Origin of the sequence: Leisingera sp. M658, from assembly GCF_025144145.1 — a bacterium.
GTDB lineage: Bacteria > Pseudomonadota > Alphaproteobacteria > Rhodobacterales > Rhodobacteraceae > Leisingera.
Map to the genome: position 1 here is coordinate 3,197,654 of NZ_CP083546.1, position 20,696 is coordinate 3,218,349.

Annotated in this window: 15 protein-coding genes; 5 read left to right on the plus strand and 10 right to left on the minus strand. The window is 61.5% G+C overall.

Going from position 1 to position 20,696, the window contains the following annotated elements:
* Positions 1–83 precede the first annotated feature (83 nt).
* The 4 genes from K3724_RS15815 to K3724_RS15830 all read left to right on the plus strand — a co-directional run bounded on the left by K3724_RS15815 (position 84) and on the right by K3724_RS15830 (position 5,443).
* Complete coding sequence (locus K3724_RS15815) at positions 84–2,417, plus strand: HAMP domain-containing methyl-accepting chemotaxis protein (protein WP_259986946.1); 2,334 nt, start codon at positions 84–86, stop codon at positions 2,415–2,417.
* A gap of 550 nt (positions 2,418–2,967) precedes the next feature.
* A complete protein-coding gene (locus K3724_RS15820; protein WP_259986956.1) occupies positions 2,968–3,627 on the plus strand; it encodes a response regulator in 660 nt (219 codons plus the stop codon).
* Positions 3,628–3,885: 258 nt separating this feature from the next.
* On the plus strand, positions 3,886–4,380 hold the full coding sequence (locus K3724_RS15825; protein ID WP_129371885.1) for a response regulator: 495 nt from the start codon (positions 3,886–3,888) through the stop codon (positions 4,378–4,380).
* The gene (locus K3724_RS15830; protein WP_259986958.1) at positions 4,352–5,443 is read left to right on the plus strand and encodes an ATP-binding protein; all 1,092 of its coding nucleotides are present in this window, start codon (positions 4,352–4,354) and stop codon (positions 5,441–5,443) included. Before K3724_RS15825 ends, K3724_RS15830 begins: the two co-directional genes overlap by 29 nt.
* Before the next feature lie 706 nt (positions 5,444–6,149).
* On the opposite strand, the gene tcuB is transcribed toward K3724_RS15830, so the two are convergent.
* The 8 genes from tcuB to K3724_RS15870 are packed head-to-tail and all read right to left on the minus strand — an operon-like array spanning position 6,150 to position 18,223.
* Complete coding sequence (gene tcuB, locus K3724_RS15835) at positions 6,150–7,235, minus strand: tricarballylate utilization 4Fe-4S protein TcuB (protein ID WP_259986969.1); 1,086 nt, start codon at positions 7,233–7,235, stop codon at positions 6,150–6,152.
* Positions 7,228–8,604 (minus strand): FAD-dependent tricarballylate dehydrogenase TcuA, encoded by a 1,377-nt coding sequence (tcuA, locus tag K3724_RS15840; protein WP_259992662.1) that lies wholly within the window; start codon positions 8,602–8,604, stop codon positions 7,228–7,230. The genes tcuB and tcuA overlap by 8 nt, the downstream gene beginning before the upstream one ends.
* Complete coding sequence (locus K3724_RS15845; protein ID WP_259986971.1) at positions 8,604–10,277, minus strand: thiamine pyrophosphate-binding protein; 1,674 nt, start codon at positions 10,275–10,277, stop codon at positions 8,604–8,606. The genes tcuA and K3724_RS15845 overlap by 1 nt, the downstream gene beginning before the upstream one ends.
* 3 nt (positions 10,278–10,280) lie before the next feature.
* Entirely contained in the window at positions 10,281–12,692 is a 2,412-nt protein-coding gene (locus tag K3724_RS15850) for an FAD-dependent oxidoreductase (RefSeq protein ID WP_259986973.1), read from the minus strand.
* On the minus strand, positions 12,689–15,091 hold the full coding sequence (locus tag K3724_RS15855) for an FAD-dependent oxidoreductase (RefSeq protein WP_259986975.1): 2,403 nt from the start codon (positions 15,089–15,091) through the stop codon (positions 12,689–12,691). The genes K3724_RS15850 and K3724_RS15855 overlap by 4 nt, the downstream gene beginning before the upstream one ends.
* Entirely contained in the window at positions 15,088–16,383 is a 1,296-nt protein-coding gene (locus K3724_RS15860; RefSeq protein WP_259986984.1) for an aspartate aminotransferase family protein, read from the minus strand. The genes K3724_RS15855 and K3724_RS15860 overlap by 4 nt, the downstream gene beginning before the upstream one ends.
* A gap of 8 nt (positions 16,384–16,391) precedes the next feature.
* Entirely contained in the window at positions 16,392–16,679 is a 288-nt protein-coding gene (locus K3724_RS15865) for an aldehyde dehydrogenase family protein (RefSeq protein ID WP_259986994.1), read from the minus strand.
* A complete protein-coding gene (locus K3724_RS15870; RefSeq protein ID WP_259987009.1) occupies positions 16,679–18,223 on the minus strand; it encodes a trimethylamine methyltransferase family protein in 1,545 nt (514 codons plus the stop codon). Before K3724_RS15870 ends, K3724_RS15865 begins: the two co-directional genes overlap by 1 nt.
* Before the next feature lie 108 nt (positions 18,224–18,331).
* Between K3724_RS15870 and K3724_RS15875 the strand changes: the two genes are divergently transcribed.
* Positions 18,332–19,225 carry a LysR substrate-binding domain-containing protein gene (locus tag K3724_RS15875; protein WP_259987015.1) on the plus strand — a complete coding sequence of 298 codons (894 nt, stop codon included), beginning with the start codon at positions 18,332–18,334 and terminating at the stop codon, positions 19,223–19,225.
* A gap of 9 nt (positions 19,226–19,234) precedes the next feature.
* On the opposite strand, the gene K3724_RS15880 is transcribed toward K3724_RS15875, so the two are convergent.
* Positions 19,235–19,903, minus strand: a complete 669-nt coding sequence (locus K3724_RS15880; RefSeq protein WP_259987016.1) for a GntR family transcriptional regulator — start codon at positions 19,901–19,903, stop codon at positions 19,235–19,237.
* 103 nt (positions 19,904–20,006) lie between these two features.
* Positions 20,007–20,621 carry a helix-turn-helix domain-containing protein gene (locus K3724_RS15885; RefSeq protein WP_259987018.1) on the minus strand — a complete coding sequence of 205 codons (615 nt, stop codon included), beginning with the start codon at positions 20,619–20,621 and terminating at the stop codon, positions 20,007–20,009.
* Positions 20,622–20,696 lie beyond the last annotated feature (75 nt).

Here is a 20,696-nt window from a genome sequence, read left to right on the forward strand (position 1 = left end):
TCTATCTGGCGTTGTATCAGGGGCAATATCAATGCCTGCATCCACTGCCCGGCGGATGCATTCCGGAGGTCGCAAAGTTAGAAATGTTCCGTTCCTTGAAACTGGCTCACAAGCTGCCAATGCTTGTCATCGGCTCTGCACTTACCCTGACAATTGTCCTGATTGCTTTCAGCAGCAGCTACTTCCGTCGCAGTGTTGTTCACGATGCCGAAATATTCATGCAATCGATGATACAGGACCGCGAGGCGGCGCTTCAATCCTATCTCGCCTCTATCGAGGCCGCGATCCTGACAATTTCTTCAGTCCCATCAACCGCCAAGGCAATGAAAGACCTAAGCGTGACCTGGGCCACCCGGGAAGGATCCGGTCAAGAAGAGGTTCAGAACCTTTCGATGTTTGCCTCTGCCGCGTCGCCTTATGACATTCACTTCGAACGCAACCACCCAGCCTTCAAAAAGATGATGGAGCGGCTTGGGTTTTACGACATATTCCTGATCAGCCCGTCGGGCGACGTTATCTTTTCTGTCGCCAAGGAAGCCGATTACTCGACGAACTTGTCTGCCGGCCCCTTCAAGGAGTCTGGTCTTGCCCATGCGTTCCAGCTGGCTGCGGCCGGGGAGAAAGACACGGTCTATTTTTCCGACATCGCATCTTATGAGCCCAGTGCTGGTGCTCCCGCGGCATTTGCTGCCACCCGTATCGTGGACAGCGGCGGGCGCTACATCGGTGTCTTTGCGCTGCAGGCCGCAATTGACGGCATCGCCGGGATCACCTCCAGCTATGCTGGGGAGCTGAACACGCTGGACGTCTACCTTGCCGGGCAAGACCTCAAGGCACGGACTCCTTCCCGGCTTGAAGACGGGCATGCTCTGCTGGAGGAATTGCCGCCTCTGCCCCATATCCAAGGTGCCTTTGCCGCAGCGCCCCTGCCGGCCGCAGACGAAGAAATCACATCTGCCGGAACATTTTACCCTTCTATTGCCAAGGCCGATGGCCGGGAAATTGCTGCGGTTTCAATGCCGGTGGCTTTCCGCAACCTCCAGTGGGCGCTGGTCGCAGAGCTTGACCGGGCCGAAATTCTGACCCCGGCAGTAACGCAACGGCGATTGATGATCCTGATATCCCTCAGCTGTGCAGCATTGGTTTCGGTGGCGGGCTGGCTGTTGGCGCGTTCAGTCACCAAGCCGATCGACCGTATTTGCACCGATATGGAAGCGGTTTCGTCAGGAAACCTGGAGACCGATGTCGAAGCGGCCCACCGGTCCGATGAGATTGGCAAAATCGGCAAGACGCTTGTCTCGATGCAATTAGACCTTAGACAGGCCCGCAGCGCCGAGGAGCATCGCAACAAACTGCAGCTGGAACAGCAAATGGTGGTCGAAAGCCTCAGCGCCGGACTGGTCAGGCTATCGGCCGGGGATTTTTCCCGCCCAATAACTGAAACGTTCCCCAAAGATCACGAGCAACTGCGCCATGACTATAATCTGACGCTCGAAACCCTGAACGAGACTGTGCAGAAAGTTGTCGAAGCTGCTGCCAGTATCCGCAGCGGCGCTGCCGAGATCAGTCAAGCGTCTGATGATCTGTCGCACCGCACCGAAAGCCAGGCTGCAACGCTGGAACAGACAGCCGCGGCGCTGGATGAGCTGACTGCGTCGGTGAAATCCGCCGCAGACGGCGCCCGCAGCGTCGAGTCCACCATGGACGAAGCGCGTTCGGAAGCTGAGACCAGCGACTCGGTTGTACAGAACGCCGTTTCCGCAATGACTGAGATCGAGCAGAGTTCGAACCACATTTCCCAGATCATTTCCGTCATCGACGACATCGCCTTCCAGACCAACTTGCTGGCCTTGAATGCAGGCGTCGAGGCCGCGCGGGCAGGCGAAGCCGGTAAGGGGTTTGCCGTGGTCGCCTCTGAAGTGCGCGCGCTGGCGCAGCGGTCTTCGGACGCGGCAATGGAGATCAAAACGCTGATCGGCGACAGTTCCAAACAGGTGAAGCGCGGGGTCGATCTGGTCGGCAAGGCCGGCGAGGCGCTGCAGAGCATTGTTACGCGGGTTGCTCAAATCACAGAGCTTGTCTCCGGCATTGCCGAAGGGGCTGCGGAGCAGTCGACAGGACTGCATGAGATCAACACTGGTGTTACTCAGCTGGATCAGGTGACCCAGCAAAACGCGGCAATGGTGGAACAGGCAACCGCCGCAGGTCACATGCTGAACAGTGATGCGGGCAAATTGGCAGAACTTGTGGCGCATTTCACGATCAACAGCCAATCCCGGGCTGCACAGGGCATTCAGCTACCCGTCCGGAACAGCACTTCCGCTGACAACGCTGCGGCGGAGATGGCCGCCACAGACCAGCCAGCCCCGCCTGCAGCAACAGGAACGGACGGTATCGCCAAGTGGGAGAATTTCTAACCCCAGCCGAAAGAACAGAGCACCATGAAGGCCGGCAAAGGCCTGACTTCCTGTGTTCCCGCCTTTCAAATGCGGTGTATCCGGACTTCGGGCATGCCGCTTTCTGCCCAAAAAACTGTAACCCGCGGGCTGGCATACTGACTGCACAATTCTGAACAGTGCTCAATCAAACGGGCGAGGCCGTCCTTGCAAAGGCAATTCTGTCCAAACTGCCGAAAATCCTCCTCATTCCCGCTCGGCAGCAGAGCTGTTTCCAATCCGCTCACATTCCGAAACGCAAAGATTTCACAAAATGGGCTGTCACAACGCAATTTGGCGCAAAAAAATCCCAAACTCTATCCACAGCTTCGGATTTCTTTAGTCAAATTCGTCAGGGTAATTAACCTATGCGACAGTCAACATATGGTACGTTACCCTTATACGAGTGGACCCGGATACTCACACCCCCGGGCAAAATGTGTTTCACAAGGGGAAGATAATGAGAAATGTTAGCTATTCGGACATGACTGCCCCGCCGGCGCTGCAGCCGGTCATACTCAACATCCTGTCTGTGGATGATGATGAAATCGACAGGCTACGCTTAAGCAAACTATGCCGCAAAGCCGGGATGAAAGCTGAATTCTTTGAGGCTGCCAACCTGGAAGAAATGCGCCAGCAGCTGGAGATAGAGCAATATGATCTGGTGTTTCTGGATCATAACCTTGGCATGGACACCGGGCTTGACGCACTCAAAATTCTGCTGACGCATGAAGAGCAAGTCCAGGCCGTGCCGATCATGCTGACAAGCATGACCAACTATCAGATTGCCGTTGAAGCCATGCGGCGCGGCTGCGCCGACTACATAGTCAAGGAAGAGCTGTCCGCCGACACGCTGATCAAATCCATCGCCTCCGCGATTGAACGGCGGGCGCTTTATGGCCAGCTCAGCAGCGCGCGCGCATCTGAAAAAGAGCTCCGGCGGATATTCAAGCGCTTCATTGTCGGCTGCGGCCCAGACCTTCGGCTGCTGCTGAGCCGCACGCTTGCCGGTGTCCGAATGATCAAGACACAAGCCCGGCAGGATGACACCGTGCCTTCCGCCATTCTGTCCGACGTCTCACTTCTTGAGCGAAGCTGCAAGGATCTGGTTGTGTTCATGGATGACCTGGACAGCGTTATTTCAGACACCCGGGAAATCACTGCGAAGGCGAATCCCAGCCTGCTCCAATAACATTCCGCTTCACGGGTCTGCACAAAAGAACCTTAGATATGTCCAAGGCGTTCATGAAACTGAAGGTCAAAGTTGTGTTCATATTCTTTTGTGCCATCCGGGTCACTCGCCCGCGACATTCCCTTGCCGGCCACCCCGTTCCAAGATGCCGGGTTCAGAGACTGGCTGCTATGATGCCGGGCCTCAACCAGGACGACCCAGAGGGGCATTCTGCAGGGTGAAGTAGCCGCAGGAAACGCCAATAAAGGACATGGCGACATGATTTCCAGTTCCCAAACCGCTAGCCGCCCGGCCCTGAACATTATCCTTGTCGAAGATGACGACGGTGATGCAAAAGCCCTGAACCGCGCATTCGACCGGGCCCGGATTGCCAACCCGATCAAACGGTTCGTGGACGGAGTTGAGGCTCTGGCGTTTCTGCGCGGTGAAATGCACCAAGTGCCGCCGCCCAACTTTGTTGTGTTGAGCGATATCAATATGCCCCGCAAGAACGGGATTGAGCTTCTGAAGGAAATCCGCGCTGATCCGGTGCTGCACAAGGTCCTTTTTATTGTGCTGACAACCTCTGCCGACGAACGGGATATTTCCGCCGCCTACGCCAACAATGTCGCTGGATACATTCTCAAATCCAATGCCGGCGGCATGTTTGTCGACTTGATGGCAACCCTCGACAACTACTGGCGCATAGTAGAACTGCCCGATATCCACGTCAGAAAGGTGTCCGATGACGGTCCTCAACATTCTGGTCATTGATGATGACGCCGGTGACCGGAAACTAGCGCGCAGACTGCTGCAGCATCTGTATCCGGATGCCAATGTAATTGAGGCCGACTGCGGAGAGGCCGCCTTGTCTCACTCCGGCCTTCCTGTGGAAGTGATCCTGCTGGACTATCTCCTGCCGGATGGCACCGGACTCGACCTGATTGCGCGGCTGACCGAAACCTGGCCGCGGGCGGTTTTGTTCATGACGACCGGTCAGGGGGATGAGGAAATCGCCAAAAGTGTCATTTTGGCCGGCGCAAGTGACTACATCCCAAAATCTGCGATCACTTCTGAAGCCCTGATGCGGATGATCAAGAACGGGCAGAAAGTTGCAGACATGCGCTGGCGGATCCAGGAACAGCAGAACGAGCTGCGCCTTTTCTCCGATGTGCTGGTACATGATATGCGGGCGCCGATCCGGGCCATAAAATTCCTTAGCGATCAGATACACGAGGACTACCAGAACGGCGATCTTGAGGAAGTGGCCCGGCAATTCGAACTGATGAAAAAATCGGTGCGCAAAACGTCTGAATTGATCGAAGGGCTGGCCTCCCATATCAACCCGCACAGCAATGGCAAGCCTGCCCATGTGACCGTCGAAAGCCTCTTTGACAGCTTGCGGGCAGTCATGGCCCAGGATCTTGTGCAATCCGGCGTCCGGATACGATGGCATTCCGGCGGGCTGGCCGGCTTGTGCTTTCCGCCGGACATCGTGCAATTGCTGCAAAACCTGATCGGCAATGCGATCAAATACAGCGGTGGCAAAACCGCTGAGGTTTCCGTGACTGCGGAACGTGCCGGGTCCGGATTGATGATATCCGTTGCCGACAACGGAATCGGCGTTCCAGCGCAATACCGGGAAAAGATTTTTGAGCCGTTCAAGCGGCTGCAGCGTGGCAGTGATCAACCAGGCAGCGGTCTGGGTCTGGCGACCTGCGCCAAGATCGCCAAGCGTCACAACGGAACGATCTGGTGCGATCCAGAGGCGGACGCAGGCACCACAATCCGCTTCACAATCGACCTTGAGGCCGGACTGGCACGGGAAACGGCCTGATTGTTGTATTGCTCCTTCCCGCGGCAAGCAGCACTATACAAGGAAAGGCAGATCACGATTGCACCCCGCCCGGTGCCTGCAGGGCCAAAGAGCATTCAGATGTCCTTCACCCAGCCCCTTCAGAGCGGACAGCAAATACGCAGTTTCCTGCTCTGGGTTCCAATGCCAAATAAAACTTTGATGTAATCCGGCCGCCCCAAGGGACCCGGCACATTACCACAATAGTGACCGACCGTGCAGGTATCCCGCTTGCGCATCCGCTGTTTCGGCAGCAGTCATCCCGGTTGGGACAGTCGACAGCGGATGCGCAAAGAAGACCGCTCAGGACTCTGCTTTTCCATGGCGGCATTGTTGAACAGAATTCCGCTCATCTTCCCTGTTCCGCGCATAATTTCCTCCGTAGTCATTCTGCTAAGAGAGAACTATGTTTATTGAACCGCATTGAAGCCAGACTTCTTCAGCAACCTCTTTATGGATATTGCCGCAGGTCCGGCAATGCGCGTAAGGCCAAAATGATCCCGCAGATGGGCTTTTGGAAAGACAGGCTGTGCGCGCCCTGTTCCGCGGCCTTTGAGTTGAAAACTATTCCTTAATGCCCTTTTTGGCGAACCTGCTTCCGGCACGCATTCTTAAGCTTGCGCTGCGTTCAAATGAAACGGGCCAGGATATCGTCCAGCGCGTTGCGATTACTCGGTCTATCAGACTGCTAATTACCTGCCGCGTCCTTGATCAGTGCCGCAAGACGAAAGAACCCATGCGCCATTTTGGTGTAGGGCATCAGCAGAAAAAAGGTCAGCACCGCGCCAAGATGCAACGGCAGCAAAACCGCAACCGCCGCAGTGCCCGCAGAAGCATAAAGCAACAAACCGCTGAGCGATACGAACCCCAGCAGCAGCACAAACCCCATTTCTCCGGCCCATACCCGTCTGGCTCCCAAGGCCGGTTCAGCCTTAAGCTTCAGCCGGGCCAGTTCCAGGCAGCCTGCTGTCAGCAGCAGCCCGCCTGGAACGCCCAGCAGCTTAGGCAGGCTGAGCAGCCCGTAGGGCGCGGGCCAATCGAAAACGTAATGCATAATGGTACCCGATATGGTTGACCCGAAGCACATGAAGACCCCCCACACAACCGCCTGATGTGCGTATCTGCGTGCGTTGGAAAAGCGGTCTTCGTCTTCAAAATTGCACCCCTGCCCCTGACCGCCTGACAGGTCCTTCATATATGCGGCACGGCTCAATGCCTGACGGATTTGGGACCTCCCAACCCCCTGCCCGCCCACATGGCGCCAATATCGGCGCAAGGACACAAACAGCGCCAGAAGCGGCAGCAGGAAGGCGGGCATGAACACCGAGACCATCAGCCCGTGGCTCATCACCGCATAAAAACCTTCACCGCTTTCGGGGCGCAGCGTCTGCGCGGCCCAGAACAGCACTGCAAACCCCAGCATCAGGGCCACGGCCAGCGCCGTGCCGCTGCGCTGGAACAGCCTGGCCAAGGGGCTGGGCCAGGCAAAGCGCTCCCAGCTTTCGGTGCGCACTTCTGCCAGAATACCGGGCAGGTTCAGGTCGAACTCATGCGGTTCGGTGTATTGGCAGGCGTAGTAGCAGCCACGGCAGTTGTGGCAGAGGTTGGCGAATTGGGTAACATCGGCGTCAGCAAAGCTGCGCTGCCGCATGATTGCCGGAAAGACTGAACAATAGCCCTCGCAGTAACGGCAGGCATTGCAGATCTCGATCTGGCGGCGGGCTTCGTCGATCCGGGCCGCCGCCTTGCGCTCCATTTGGCTCTGTTCAAACATATCGGGCGGCCTCCCGGCCCGCGATACGGCCGAAAACCGTGCCGATGGTCATGCCGAAGCCGGCCAGATAGCCCTGCCCCAGGATCGAACCGGCCATAGTCTCGCCTGCGGCCCAAAGGTTTTCAACCGGTCCATCCGCACCTTGCACCTGGGCGGTCTCGTCCACCTTGAATCCCAGATAGGTAAAGGTCACGCCGGGGCGCAGCGAGTAGCCGTAAAACGGCGGCTCGGTGATCGGGCGGGCCCAGTTGGTCTTGGGAGGAGTGAGGCCTTCGGTCGCCAGCCCATCCAGCTCGGTCGGGTGAAAAGTCCCGGGGCGGCAGGAGGCGTTGAAGGTTCCGATAGTCCTCGCGAGCTTCTGCGGGTCCAGCCCCAGCTTGCCCGCCAGTTCCGGAATCGTGTCCGCAGTGACCGGCGGGAAGACCGAGGGCATGAACAGGTCCTTGGATTTCGAGTCGATGATCGAATAGGCCACCTGCTCCGGCTCGGCAGCCACCAGCCGCCCCCAGATCGCATAGCGCTTGGGCCAGACATCCTCGCCCTCGTTATAGAAACGGTCGCCATGTTTGTTCACCACCACTGAGAACGGCACGCAGTCGAGCCGGGTGACAATGCCGCCATCGAACTTGGGCGCGCGGCCGTCGATCGCCACCGCGTGGCATTGGGTCGGATCGCCGATGGACTGCACCCCCTGCCCCAGCAGATTGAACAGCACATCGCCGCGGTTGTAAGGCGTGCCGCGGATCAGGAAGTTCTCCGCCTCCGGCCCCCAGGCCTCGACCAGCCGTTCGATATTGCCTTGAAAACCGCCAGAGGCCGCCACCACCGCGGGCGGGCTGAGACTGTGGCGCGCGCCGCCATGGGTGAAATCAACCCTGGTAATCCGGTCCCTGTCCAGTTCGATATGGGTGACTGGCGCCTCATAGAGCACCTCGACCCCCAGCGCCTCCGCGGTGCGGTAATAGGCGTTGACCAGCGCCTTGCCGCCGCCAAGGAAAAAGGCGTTGGTGCGGCTCAGCGACAAGGTGCCCGACAGCGAGGGCTGGAACCGCACCCCATGCGCCTCCATCCAGGGCTGGCTCTCCTGGCTGCCGCGGATCGCCATGCGGGCCAGGCGCTCGTCGGTATTGCCTTTTGTCACCAGCAAGAGGTCGTTGTAATATTCATCCTCTCCGTAGGTGCCGGTCAGCACCGACAGAGGCCCGTCATGCATGCAGCGGAAGTTGCGGGTGTGGCGCGAGTTGCCACCGCGGTAGGGCTTGGGCGCGGCCTCCAGCATCAGCACGCGCTTGCCCGCCTCCGCCGCGGTGATCGCAGCGCAAAGGGCGGCATTGCCGCCGCCCGCCACAACGATATCGGGATAGCTCATCATCGGGGCTGCTTTGGCGCCTTGAACAGGTCCTTGCGCAGGGTCATCAGCGCACCGGGGTCGATTTTTCCCTGGATGATGGTGGTCTCGCCACTGGCCAGTGCGGCCTCCAGCGCCGGGCCCATTTCACCGGGACCAGCGACCCAGATTCCCTTGCCGCCGCAAAGCTCCGCAAATTTGTCATAGCGCGGCGAGGTGATCTCAGCCCCCAAGAGACGCCCGCCATAAAACTCCTGCTGATAGGCTTTCTCGGCGCCCCAGGCCTCGTTGTCCAAGACCACCACCACAATTGGCAGCTTGTGCTGAATGGCGGTCTGGATTTCGATCATGGTGTAACCGGCAGCGCCATCGCCCATTATTGCGACCACCGGGCGGTCCGGCGCGGCAGCCTTGGCGCCAATCGCAGCAGCCAGGCCAAAACCGACCAGGCCGAAGTCCAGCGGCGTGATCAGGCTGAGGGGGTCGTAATGCGCCAGCCGGTCGGCGGCCTGCAGGCAGGTGTTGCCGGTGTCCAGAGTGACGATTGCGTTTTCGGGCAGTGCTGCGCGGATTTCGCCCAGCGCCCGGCGCGGGTGCATCGGCAGGGTGGCGATTTGCGCTTCTTCTTGGCGTTCTGCAGCGAGGCTGGCCATATCCGCCTTGAACGCCGCGCGCCATTCATCCGCGGCAGGTTTCGACGCCGCAGTGGCCAGCGCCTCGGCAGTCAGCCTGGCATCGGCCTGCACCGAAATTTCCGCCGGGAAGTAGCGCCCAACGGCAGAGCCGTCGATGTCCACATGGGCGATGCGGGTGTCTGCACCGACATAATCGTTGCTGTGAAAGGTGGAGTTGAAGCCCAGCCGCGCGCCCAGCACCACCATCACGTCGGCTTCCTTGGTCAGACGGCTGGCCACCCGGTTGCCGCGCGGACCGGCCTGGCCTGCAAACCACGGATGGCCGTGGCGCATCACGTCGGCATGGCCGGTCGAGGCCACCACCGGCACCTCCAGCGTTTCCGCCAAGGCGGTCAGCGCCTCGCGTCCCTTGCCCCACTTGAAGCCGCCGCCCGCAAAGATCACCGGGCGCTGCGCGCTTGCGAGCAGATTTGCGATGGCGCTGATGTCTTCCGGCGCCGCAGGCCCCGGGCGGGCGATGTTCACTGGCTTGGGGTCGATGGCGGGTACGCCGGCGGCAAACAGATCGCGCGGCACATGCAGCACCACCGGCCCGCGGCGGCCCGAGTTGGCCAGCCGGATCGCGTCCTCCAGCATCGGTGCCAGGCGCGCAGGATCCGTGACCATGACCGAGCGTTTCGAGATCGGTGCGAATAAGGCAACCTGGTCAACCTCCTGAAAGGTATCCTTGGCCTGATCGCAGCGGCTGATGGCCCCGGCAATCACCACCAGCGGCGAATAGGCCAGCTGCGCCTCGGCTACCGCGGTCACAATGTTGACCACGCCGGGGCCTGCCTGCGCCCCCAGCACCACACCGGGCTTACCGGTCATTCGCGCCCAGGCATCGGCCATATGACCCGCCGCACGCTCATCCCGCGCGCCGACATAGCCGATGCCGCCGCCCTGATACATCGCGTCGTAAAGTTCCAGCATCGAGCCGCCCAACAGGCCGAACACAGTGTCGATGCCATTCGCCTGCAGCACGCGGTAGACGGCCTCGCCGCCATTGATCATGGTCATGTCTTAATCCTCGGATCGGGGCCGCAGGTTCTGCGGGTCAAACAGGGCGTCCGGGTGGACGGTCACGGGAAATTCGCGGTTCAGGATCTGCACACAGAGGCCCTCTTGCGGGGTGCCCTTGCGGACAAACAGCCAGCCCAGCGATTTGCCGACGGTAAAGCCATAGCCGCCCGAGGTGGTCAGACCGACTGGTTTGCCATCCAGCAGCACCGGCTCGCCGCCGTGGATGCCGATGCCTTCCGCATGCAGTTCGGCGTAGAACAGCTCCCAGCCCGGATCGCGGGCCAGCAGCGCCTCCTTGCCCAGGAAGGTCCGGCCCTCTGTCACCACAAACCGCTCCAGCCCAACGTCCAGCGGCCCCACGTCGGTGGTCAGCTCGCCGGAGGCGCGATAAGCCTTCTCCATCCGCATACCGTTGAAGGCATAGGAGCCAAGGTCGCTCAACCCGTGTTTCTCTCCAGCGGCAAACAGCGCGTCATAGAGTTCACCGATCTGCTCCAGCGGCGCGTGCAGCTCCCAGCCGAGTTCGCCCACAAAAGAGACCCGCAACGCATAGCAGGGAATGCTCGCCACGGTGATCTCCTGCCCGGACAGCCAGGGGAAAGCCTGGTTCGTGAGGTCTGCATAGGTAAGCTCCGCCAGGATCCGGCGCGAGGCTGGGCCGGAGAGCGCCAGCATGCCCCAATCGTGGGTGCGGTTGATCATCTGCACGTCTTCGCCATCGCGGATGTGCGACTTGATCCAGTCGAAATCCGGATTGGCGCGGGCAATTGGCGAACCAGTGAAATATCGGCCCTCAGACATCCGCCAAATGGTGATCTCGGTCTCAAACCGGCCCTTTTCGGTCAGCAGGTGATTGAGGCTCATCCGCCCGTCGCGCGCGGGGATCTTGTTGGCCGACAGCCGGTTCAGCAGCACGCCTGCGTCCCTGCCGGTGATCTCGAACTGGGCAAAGGCGCAAAGGTCGATGACGCCGGCTGCCTCCCGCGCCGCCTTGGCCTCTGCCATGGCATTGGCGTGCCAGGGCTGATGGCCCCAGCCGATCTGCTCTGTCTCGCCCACCTCGCCAAAGTAACGCGGGCGCTCCCAGCCTGCGACCTCGCCGAAAACCGCGCCCTTGGCGGCCAGCCGGTCATAAAGCACATGGCGGTTCAGCGGGCGCAAGCTGTTGAACTGCTTGCCGGGGCACGGGGTATCATGGCGGCGCATGAACTCATCCTTGGTGCGCTCGACAATGAAATGATCGGTCGAGAAATTGCCATAGCGGCGCGGATCCATGCCGCGGGTGTTGATCGGCGTTTCGCCATGCACCATCCAATCGGCCAGCACCTTGCTAGCACCGCCGCCCCAGGCGAGGCCAATGGAAGACCCGCAGGACAGCCAGACATTCGGCGCGCCCGACGGCCCCACCAGCATGCCGCCGTCCGGCGTATGGGTGATGGCGCCGCGCACCACGCGCTTGATACCCAGCTCCGCCAGCACCGGCATCTTCTCAAACGCCATCATCAGAAAATCACCGATGGAGTCGTAATCCGCCTCGAACAGCTCATTCTCGGCGGCCCAAGGCGCGCCGCCCGGCATCTCCCAGACCGTAGGGCAGACGTGGCCTTCATAGATGCCGATCAGGCCGGATTTCTGCTCCTGCCGGATATAGCCGCCATAGGCGTTGTCGCGCATCACCGGCAGTTCCGGGCGGCCGGTAAACTCCGGCACCGTATCCGTGACCAGATAGTGATGCAGGCAGCTGACCGAGGGGATCTTCAGCCCGAACCACTCACCCACCTGATTGGCATAGGAACCTGCAGCAATCACCACATGTTCGGCCAGCACATCGCCCTTTTCCGTGCGCAATAGCCACATGTCTCCCTTGCGGGAGGCGCCCAGAACCTGATTGCGGCGTTCAATCCTGGCTCCGCGCGCGCGGGTGGCCGCGGCCAGCGCCATGGTGACGGATGAGGGGTCGATATGGCCGTCCTCAAAGGTGCGCACAGCCGCCTTGACGTCATCCGTCTTGTAGAAAGGGTTCACGCTGGCGACCTCCTTCGGGCCGACCAGTTCCATCGGCAGGTCCAGCAGTTTGCCGACGCCCATGATGGACTTCATCCAATCCACCTCGTCATCGTTGGTGGCAATGCGGAAGCCGCCGACCTCATGCCAGCCGATGGATTGGCCGGTTTCCTTCTCAACTTTCTTGTAGGTATCGATCGAGGTCTTGTTGATCCAGCCCGCCAGACGGCTGCCCACCGCATGGGCGATCTGCCCCGCCGCGTGCCAGGTGGAGCCGGAAGTAAGTTCCGCCTTCTCGAACAGGATCGTGTCGGTCCAGCCGTTCTCGGCCAGCTGGAACTGGGCGGCCACGCCCATGATGCCGCCGCCGATGATAGCAACCTGTGTGGTGCGGGGGATGTCAGTCATGTGCGAAACGCCTCTTTGGCGGGTTTCAGAGATGCCTTAGCGCCATAGCGGGTGCAGGCGATTTCGACCTCAAATCCCGGGACAACGGTGTTTTTGGAAAGCAGGCCCAGGGGTGCATCAATCATCGCCAATGCCAACGAACGCCCGTAGCGATAGCTCCACGCGGCCGAGGTGATCTGCCCCACCACATCGCCGCCGAAATAGACCGGCTCGTCGTGGATCGGGATGGCCTCCGGATCATCAAACAGGATTGAGACAATCCGGCGCTTCGGGGTGTGCGACATCAATGCCTCTTCGCCTACAAACCCGGTGCCAAAGGCGCAGAAAACACCCAGGCCCGCCTCCTGCGGCGTGATGCCGGGGCTGAGCTCATGGCCAAAGGCGCAAAAGCGGCTTTCGATCCGCAAGGACCCGCTGGCGTACAGACCTGCATGGCTTGCACCTGCCGCCAACAGTGCCTCATAGGCGGCCATGGCCATGTCGGCGGGGATGTACAGTTCATACCCCTCCTCGCCGGTGAAACTCTGCCGCCCGGCCCAGCCGCGCGCCAGGCCGATCTCGACAGCGGCGAACTGGAAGCGTTTCAAATCCGGCACCGGGCTGTTCGAGGTCGCTTGCAGTACCTCGCGAGCCTTTGCGCCTGCTAGACCGATGATCGCGTAGCCGCTGGTGACATCGGTGAATTCCACGTGAAACGCATCTTTGGTCTCACGCATCCGCTTCAGGTCGCGCACCACCTCACCGGCGCCGGCGATCATGAGGTAAGCGTTTGCCCCGTGCCGTTGCACGGTGATGTCGCTTTCCACCCCGCCTTTGCGGTTCAGGATCTGGGTATAGGCGATGCGGCCCTCGGCGATATCCATCTGCGCCGCACAGAGATGGTTGAGGAAGGCACAGGCATCCGGCCCCTGCACCATGATCTTGCCGAATGCGCTTTGGTCCAGAATGGCGGCGCCGTTGCGGCAGGCGTCTACCTCTCGGCCCACTTGATCGCGCCAGGCAGGCACGCCGAAGGTCAGCGGCAGATGCGCGTCCGCACCGCCAAAGTGCACAGCGCGCTCCCAGCCGCCACGGCTCTCAAAACGCGCACCGGCAGCCGCAAGGCCAGCGTGGATGGGCGAGCGGCGCTGGCCGCGGGCGGTCTCCATGGAACGCCCTGGATAGGGGTTGTCATAGTGACGGCCCAGCACCTCGGGGATGCGGGCCTCCAGCGCGCCCAGCACGTTCATTTCGGGGCTGAAGCGGCGGATGTCAGCCTCGTTCAGCTCGATCGCCGGCTCACCCGCAATGATCCATTCCGCCATCGCGCGCCCCGCGCCGCCGGCCAGTGCGATGCCAGTGGAGTTCATGCCGCCCATCAGGAACAGCCCCGGCACCTCGGGGCTTTCGCCCAGCATGAACTGGCTGTCGAGGGTGAAGCTTTCCGGGCCGTTCAGCAGCATCCGAACCTCGGCCTTCTCCAACGCCGGGATGCGGCGCAGGGCATTTTCCATCATCGGCATGAAATGGTCCCAGTCCTCGTCCAGCAGGTCGAACGAGAAGTCCTTGGGCAGACGGTCCAGGGGCAGGCCTTTGGCGTGGGGTTCGAAACAGCCGACCAGCAGGCCCTCCACATCGTCGCGGGCATAGAGGAAGGCGTCCTGGTCATTCAGCGTCGGCAGATGCGCGCCCTTGCCAAGCGCCTGCACCTCTTCCAATGGTTTGGTCAGGATGTAGAAATGCTCGCAGGCGTAAAGCGGCATATGGGCGCCCGCCATGGCGGCAACCTCGCGGGACCAGAGGCCGCAGGCGATGACCACCTCGTCGGCCTCAATCAGATGCTCGCCCACTTCGACGCCGGAAATGCGTCCGCCTTTCTTCTGCAACCCGGTGACGGCGGTATCTTCAAAGAACTGCACCCCCCGCGCCCGCGCGCCCTTGGACAGCGCCAAAGCCACGTCCGAGGGGTTCACCCGGCCATCGGCAGGCGACCAGACCGCGCCGATCACATCATCGGTTTCGATCAGCGGCCACAGCTCCTTGGCGCGTTTGGCATCCACCACTTCCGCCTCCAGCCCAAAGGCGCGGCCCAGCGAGACCTGGCGTTTAATGTTGGTCAGCCGGTCGGGGTTGGTGGCCAAAGTCAGCGAGCCGGTCTGGGTCCAGCCGGTGGCCTGGCCGGTCTCCACCTCCAGCTCTCTGTACAGATCAATGGAATAGTCGATCAGCTTGGTCAGCGTTGCCGAAGGCCGCAGGCGGCGTACCAGCCCGGCGGCGTGCCAAGTGGTGCCGGAGGTGAGTTTCGAACGCTCCAGCACCACGATATCCTTCCGCCCTTCGCGGGCCAGGTGATAAGCGATGGAACATCCGATGACACCGCCGCCGATGATGACAGTGCGGGCGTGAGAAGGAAGGCTCATTGCAGTACTCCGTCACGGATGAGCGCGGAAAGGGTGCCGCGGAAATGCTCCACAGCCTCGTCGATCAATTCCGGGGTATGCGGCAGGCCGGTCACGCAAGAGGTGAAAGACATGAAATCCACCCCCCGCTCCAGCAGCCCGTCGCGCAGGCCCTTGACGACGGTAGGCGGGGTTTTCCGGATGGCCGCTGTGTCCAGCCCGTCAATTGAGGTGCCGCCGAAATAGATGTGGCAGGTAGAGCTGCCGCCATAGGCCAGCGCCTGCACCTCCAGTTCGCCGAATACAGCGTTGAAGCCGTCGCGCAGCCGGGCCGCCATCGCATCGGCCTGGGCTTGGACCGCGCCGGTGGACAGGATCTCCATCGCCTTGACGGCACCCGCCGCGACCATTGGGGCTGCATTGAAAGTCCCCTTGTGGCTGACTGGCGGCGACAGCCCGTCGCGGGTCTCGCCCGGGTTCAAGAGCTCCATGATTTCCGCTTTTCCGACAACTGCGCCGCCGGGCAGGCCACCGGTTACGGCCTTGGCCAGGGTGGTCAGGTCCGGCACCACACCGTCGCGGGCCTGACGCCCGCCGGGCGCCCAGCGCAGACCGGTAATCACCTCGTCAAAGATCAGCACATGGCCGCTTTGATCAGCCAGCGCGCGGATGCCTTGCAGGAACCCTTCGGGCAGCGGCACCGAGCCGTAGTTGGCGCCCGAAGCCTCGACAAACACCGTGCCGATCTGCGGGTCGCTATCCAACAGCGCGGCAATGGCGTCCAGATCCGGCGGGGCCACCACGGTCAGGTCGCAGACCGCCTGCGGCACCCCCAGCGAGGGCACGGTAGTGGTGCCGGGTTTGGCACCCTTGATCAGCATGTCGTGCCAGCCATGGAAATGGCCGTCGATGCGCAGCACCTTGTCGCGGCGCGAGTGCGCCCGGCCCAGCCGCAGCGCCAGCATAGTGGACTCGGTGCCGGACCCGGTGAAACGCACCCGCTCCGCCGAGGGGAACAGACGGTTCAGCCACTCGGCCCATTCCACCTCCAGCGGGTGGCAATCGCCGGTATAGGGCATACGCCCCATCTGGGCTGCCACCGCGGCGGCGACCTCAGGGTGGGCATGGCCCAGGATCTGGCTGGCCGCGCCCAGCTTGAAATCGATATAGCGCTTGCCGTCCGCGTCCCATTTCTCAGCCCCCTTGGCGCGGGTGAAATAGACCGGATGCGGAGTCTTGTAGCGCAGCTCATGGCTGACCCCGCCCGGCATGACAAGGCGGGCGCGCTCAGCAAGGGATTGGCTGGTGTTCATGCCGGCTCCTAGTGGTTCAAAACAAAGGATTTTGTGGCGCAACAAGCACTGATGCCGGGAAACCCCTTTTCACGCCCCAAGCCGCTGTCCTTGACACCGCCGAAGGGGATGGTGCCGCCGCCTTTTAGGAAGCCATTGACGAACAGCTGCCCCGCCTTTGCCTTGCGGGCAATGCGCATGGCCTGGGTGGTACCCGCATCCCGGCATTCGGTAATGCTCCAACCGGCGGCCGTGCCGTCTGTCCAGCAATGCGGTATGAGGTCCAGCTGCCGGGGAAAAAGCGGGTGGTCCAGCATCACGCCCGCCCGATTTGCGCCCGGCTCAGACGAATATTGAACCGCGCGCGCAGTTCCTGGTCCTTGCCGTCCGGAATATGGGCGGGGAAGTGGCCGGCCAGCAGCTCCCGCGCCTTGTCCCTGGCCACTTCGCCAATCGCGCGCGCGCCCTGCTCTTCCCACTCCCTCGGGGTCTGGCGGTCACCCAGATGCGGATAGAAGTAGTCGGACTTCATCCGGCTGAAGGTGTGGCGGTGGCCCAGATAGTGGCCTTCACCACGGCAGACTTCGGCAATCACCTCGGCGCCGATATTCTCCGCATTCACCTCTACTCCGCGCAGGGTCCGCAGGATGTTGCCGATCATGTCGTTGTCGACCACATAAGCCTCCAGCGACACGCCCAGAAGGCTTGCCTGCATGCCGCAGGCCTGGGTGATCAGGTTGGAACCGGCATGGGCTGCGGAAGACACGGCCAGGTTCTTCTCGCTGCCATACTGGGCATCCAGCGTCTTGGAGTCGGTGATGCCGGCAATCGAGGTCACGGGCAGATCATAGAACCGGCCCATCTGTGCCGCGGCCGCCATCAAGATCGCCTGCTCGCCGCCGCCTGCGCACATTGATCCGGTGCGCAGGTCGGCAATCAGCGGCTTGGCACCATAGATCGCGGCGGCATCCGGGTCGACGAGCCGGGCAAACACCAGCCCGGCCAGAGTTTCCGCCACAGCCTGCACCAGCGAGCCCGCAATGGTTGCCGGGCTGGTGGCGCCCGCTTGGCCTGCCGAGATCAGCTGCACCGGGAAACCCGCCAGAACCGCGGCCTCCAGCGTGTCCAGCGCCTCCTCGGCAAAGCGCATCGGCGGCACCACGTGGCAGACCATCACAGTCAGGAAGGGGCGCGCGCGAAAGGCCTCTTCGGATCCGGCCAGCGCATAACACATCTCCGCCAGCTGCTGCACATTCTGCGGTTCGGAAACCGACACCGACACATGTTTGGAGGTGCCCATCAGGCAGGCATAGGCAGTGTTCAGGTCCATATCCGCCACGTCCCCGACATCGCGGGCCACCACCGAGCGGCTGAAATGGTGAATATTTTCCATCGCATCGCAAATGCGCGCCGCGTCATAGAGGTCTTTCAGCGTGCTATCCCGGTAGCGCCCGTCCTCAAGGTCAAATACCCCGGGCGCGCCGCCGCCCGAGCTCATGTGGACACGTTTGCCGGACAGGTTCAGATCATGGCGCGGATCCTGGCCATAGAGCACCACATCGCGGCGGGCTTCCTTGATGGTTTTCAGAACCAGCGCCCGCGGGAACAGCAGCCGCTTGTCTTGCGTATAGCTGCCACCCGCAGCGCAGACTTTCTCGATCATCGAAGGTGTTGCCTGGCTCAGCCCCAGCGTTTCCAGCAGCGACAGCACCGCCTCGTTGATCTCAGCCTCATCGGCGTCGCTGAGAGGCCGGAACCGGCCGCCCTCAATGCCGCTCCAGACCGGCGGGTTGTCTTCTGCCGGTGCGCTTTCGGCTTCGATCCGGGCTTCTCTGCCGCGGCGGCGCGCTCTTGCAGCCATTGTCTTCCCCTGGCGGAATTCCTTTGCGCTTAGGCTACGCAGCCGCCGCCCGCGGCACAAAAACAAGTTTCTCTTGCTACTGATGAGAAAAACTCATTCAACTCAAGCATGGTCAATCTTCCCTCCCTCCCCGCCCTGCGCGCGTTTGAGGCCGCGGCCCGTCTCGGCAGCTTCCGCGCGGCGGCTGAGGCGATTGGCGTCTCGCCCACCGCTGTCAGCCATCACATTCGCGGGCTGGAGGCCTATTTGAACATCCGGCTTTTCACCCGTGATGGCCGCCAGGTGCATCTGACGGACGAAGGCGCGCGGCTGGCGGATGGCGCCTCACAGGCGTTCAGGATCCTGGAGGCCACAGTGAACTCAGTGGCCCGGTGGCCCGAGAAAACCACGATCCGCATTGCCTTGGGCCCCAGCTTTGCCACCCGCTGGCTGCTGCCCCGCTTTGCCGATTTCTGTGCAAAATTCCCGGATGTAGAACTGAAGCTGGTGCAGACCCCGCTGATGGTCTCGCCGCAGAATGTGGACGCCGATATCTTTATCACCTGGGGCGACGGGCGGTTTCCCGGCATGATTTCCGAACCATTGGTCAGCGTGCTGTCGGCACCAGTCGCCAGCCCGGCCCTGCTGGACCGGCTGGGGCATCCGCAGTCACCTGCCGACCTGATGCGCTTTCCGCTCATCCACCAGCGTGACACCCTGGGCTGGAACGCCTGGTTCATGCAGGCCGGGGTCCGGCTGGACGGCCCGTTGCACGGTCCGGTCATTGAGGACACAAATGTGGTGCTGCAGGCCGCTGCGTCCGGGCAGGGTATCGTGATGGGGTGGATCCCGCTGATCGACACTGATCTGCAAAGCGGGGTGCTTGTGCAGTTGTTCGATAAAACCGTCAGCGAGAACCGCGCTTATTACCTGGTCCGGCCGGAAGCAGGCCCGAATGACAAGGTCACCAGCGCTATCAGCGACTGGCTGCTTGCCCAGACATCACCAGCAACGGCAGTCTGAGAACAGGTGTCAGGACCGGATCAGAACGGGGAAATGCGCCAGCAACGAGGTTTTGGCCGCTTGAACATGCGCTTTGGTCAGTTCTGCAGCACGAGTGGCATCGCCCTCTTCGCAGGCCGACAGGATCGCAATATGCTCCCGCTCGGCGCGCTCCATTCCGTCGCTCATGACCAGCTGCGCACGGATGTAGCGGTCGATCCGGTCCATCGCGCTGCGGGCTGCTTCGCGAAAATAGGTCAGCGCACTGGCACTGTAGAGCGCGTCGTGGAACTCCCGGTTCAGAACACCCCACTCCATCGGGTTCTTGCAGCCGGCAAAGGCCTCGCAATGCAACCGCGCACTGGCAAGCAGTTCCTGTGACATCCGCGGGACCGCATCACGGATGATCTCCGGCTCCAGCAGCGCGCGGAAATCAAAGATCTCTGCCGCCTCATCCGCCGACAGCCCGGCAACAACCGCGCCCTTGAAGCGCTGAGTCTTGACCAGCCCGTATTCCTCCAGCCGCGAGATTGCCTCCCGCACCGGGATCCGGCTGGTGTTGAAGCGGCGTGCGATTTCCTCCTGGCGCAGCGGTTCGCCCTCTTCCAGCCGGCCATCGATGATCGCACTGCGCAACGCCTCAAACACTGCAGCCGAAGCCGAAGCTGCTGTAGAGGTATCAATCGGGTCCAGTTTCATCGCAATGCCTCTCCTTTCAGACAGGTGTATGCGAACCTGCCCGCCCGGAAAAGCGGCTTAGCTGCCAGCAGAGGGGTTTGCACCACTTCCGGCGGCTTGGCCGTCACACTTCCAGCGACACCCACAGCACCCTGGCGTCTTCTTTGCTGACCGACACACAGCCGTGGCCCATACCGCTGTCATAATAGACTGAGTCCCCCGCCCCCATGCGAAGCGGCCGGTAGTGTTCCGTGTAAAGGATCAGCTCGCCGCTCAGCACAAACATAAACTCTTCACCCTGGTGGCGGACCCAATTGTCGAACTCCGTCACGTCGCGCGCCTTGATGGTGCTGATGTACGGCACCATGCGCTTGCTGGTCAGCTCGCTGCACAGCAGTTCGTGATCATAGGTCGAAGTTTCCTTGTGCTCACCCAATCCGGTGCGGGTGAAATCCCGGCGCCCGGTGACGCCGCTTTGCCCGGACTGTACAAACAACTGCGGCGTTTCCAGTTCCAGCGTCTGCATCAGGCGGCGGATAATCTCGAAACTGGGGCGGGTCTGGTTGTTCTCGATCTTCGACAAAGTCGACCGACCAATGGCCGCAGCGCGCGCTGCTTCCTCCAACGTCAGCCCCTTTTCCTTGCGGGCATCGCGAATCATTTTCCCCAGGACTTCACCGTCCGGAGCCTCCAGCGCCTCCGGGCCCAGCCCTGTTTCTTCTGAGGGAATTGGTTCCATTCGTGTAAATTCTCCTGTTCCGCAAACAGCTTAGCTTTGATGTATTCAGGGGTCAAAATTTCCGTGATGGAACTT

What these genes read in the sequence shown, in the direction of transcription:
- K3724_RS15830 (WP_259986958.1), top strand. Translation starts at nt 4,352, where the DNA reads ATGACGGTCCTCAACATTCTGGTCATTGATGATGACGCCGGTGACCGG.
- K3724_RS15825 (WP_129371885.1), top strand. Translation starts at nt 3,886, where the DNA reads ATGATTTCCAGTTCCCAAACCGCTAGCCGCCCGGCCCTGAACATTATC.
- K3724_RS15860 (WP_259986984.1), bottom strand. Translation starts at nt 16,383, where the DNA reads ATGAACACCAGCCAATCCCTTGCTGAGCGCGCCCGCCTTGTCATGCCG.
- K3724_RS15845 (WP_259986971.1), bottom strand. Translation starts at nt 10,277, where the DNA reads ATGACCATGATCAATGGCGGCGAGGCCGTCTACCGCGTGCTGCAGGCG.
- tcuB (WP_259986969.1), bottom strand. Translation starts at nt 7,235, where the DNA reads ATGTTTGAACAGAGCCAAATGGAGCGCAAGGCGGCGGCCCGGATCGAC.
- K3724_RS15850 (WP_259986973.1), bottom strand. Translation starts at nt 12,692, where the DNA reads ATGACTGACATCCCCCGCACCACACAGGTTGCTATCATCGGCGGCGGC.
- tcuA (WP_259992662.1), bottom strand. Translation starts at nt 8,604, where the DNA reads ATGAGCTATCCCGATATCGTTGTGGCGGGCGGCGGCAATGCCGCCCTT.
- K3724_RS15865 (WP_259986994.1), bottom strand. Translation starts at nt 16,679, where the DNA reads ATGCTGGACCACCCGCTTTTTCCCCGGCAGCTGGACCTCATACCGCAT.
- K3724_RS15870 (WP_259987009.1), bottom strand. Translation starts at nt 18,223, where the DNA reads ATGGCTGCAAGAGCGCGCCGCCGCGGCAGAGAAGCCCGGATCGAAGCC.
- K3724_RS15875 (WP_259987015.1), top strand. Translation starts at nt 18,332, where the DNA reads ATGGTCAATCTTCCCTCCCTCCCCGCCCTGCGCGCGTTTGAGGCCGCG.
- K3724_RS15855 (WP_259986975.1), bottom strand. Translation starts at nt 15,091, where the DNA reads ATGAGCCTTCCTTCTCACGCCCGCACTGTCATCATCGGCGGCGGTGTC.
- K3724_RS15885 (WP_259987018.1), bottom strand. Translation starts at nt 20,621, where the DNA reads ATGGAACCAATTCCCTCAGAAGAAACAGGGCTGGGCCCGGAGGCGCTG.
- K3724_RS15880 (WP_259987016.1), bottom strand. Translation starts at nt 19,903, where the DNA reads ATGAAACTGGACCCGATTGATACCTCTACAGCAGCTTCGGCTTCGGCT.
- K3724_RS15815 (WP_259986946.1), top strand. Translation starts at nt 84, where the DNA reads ATGTTCCGTTCCTTGAAACTGGCTCACAAGCTGCCAATGCTTGTCATC.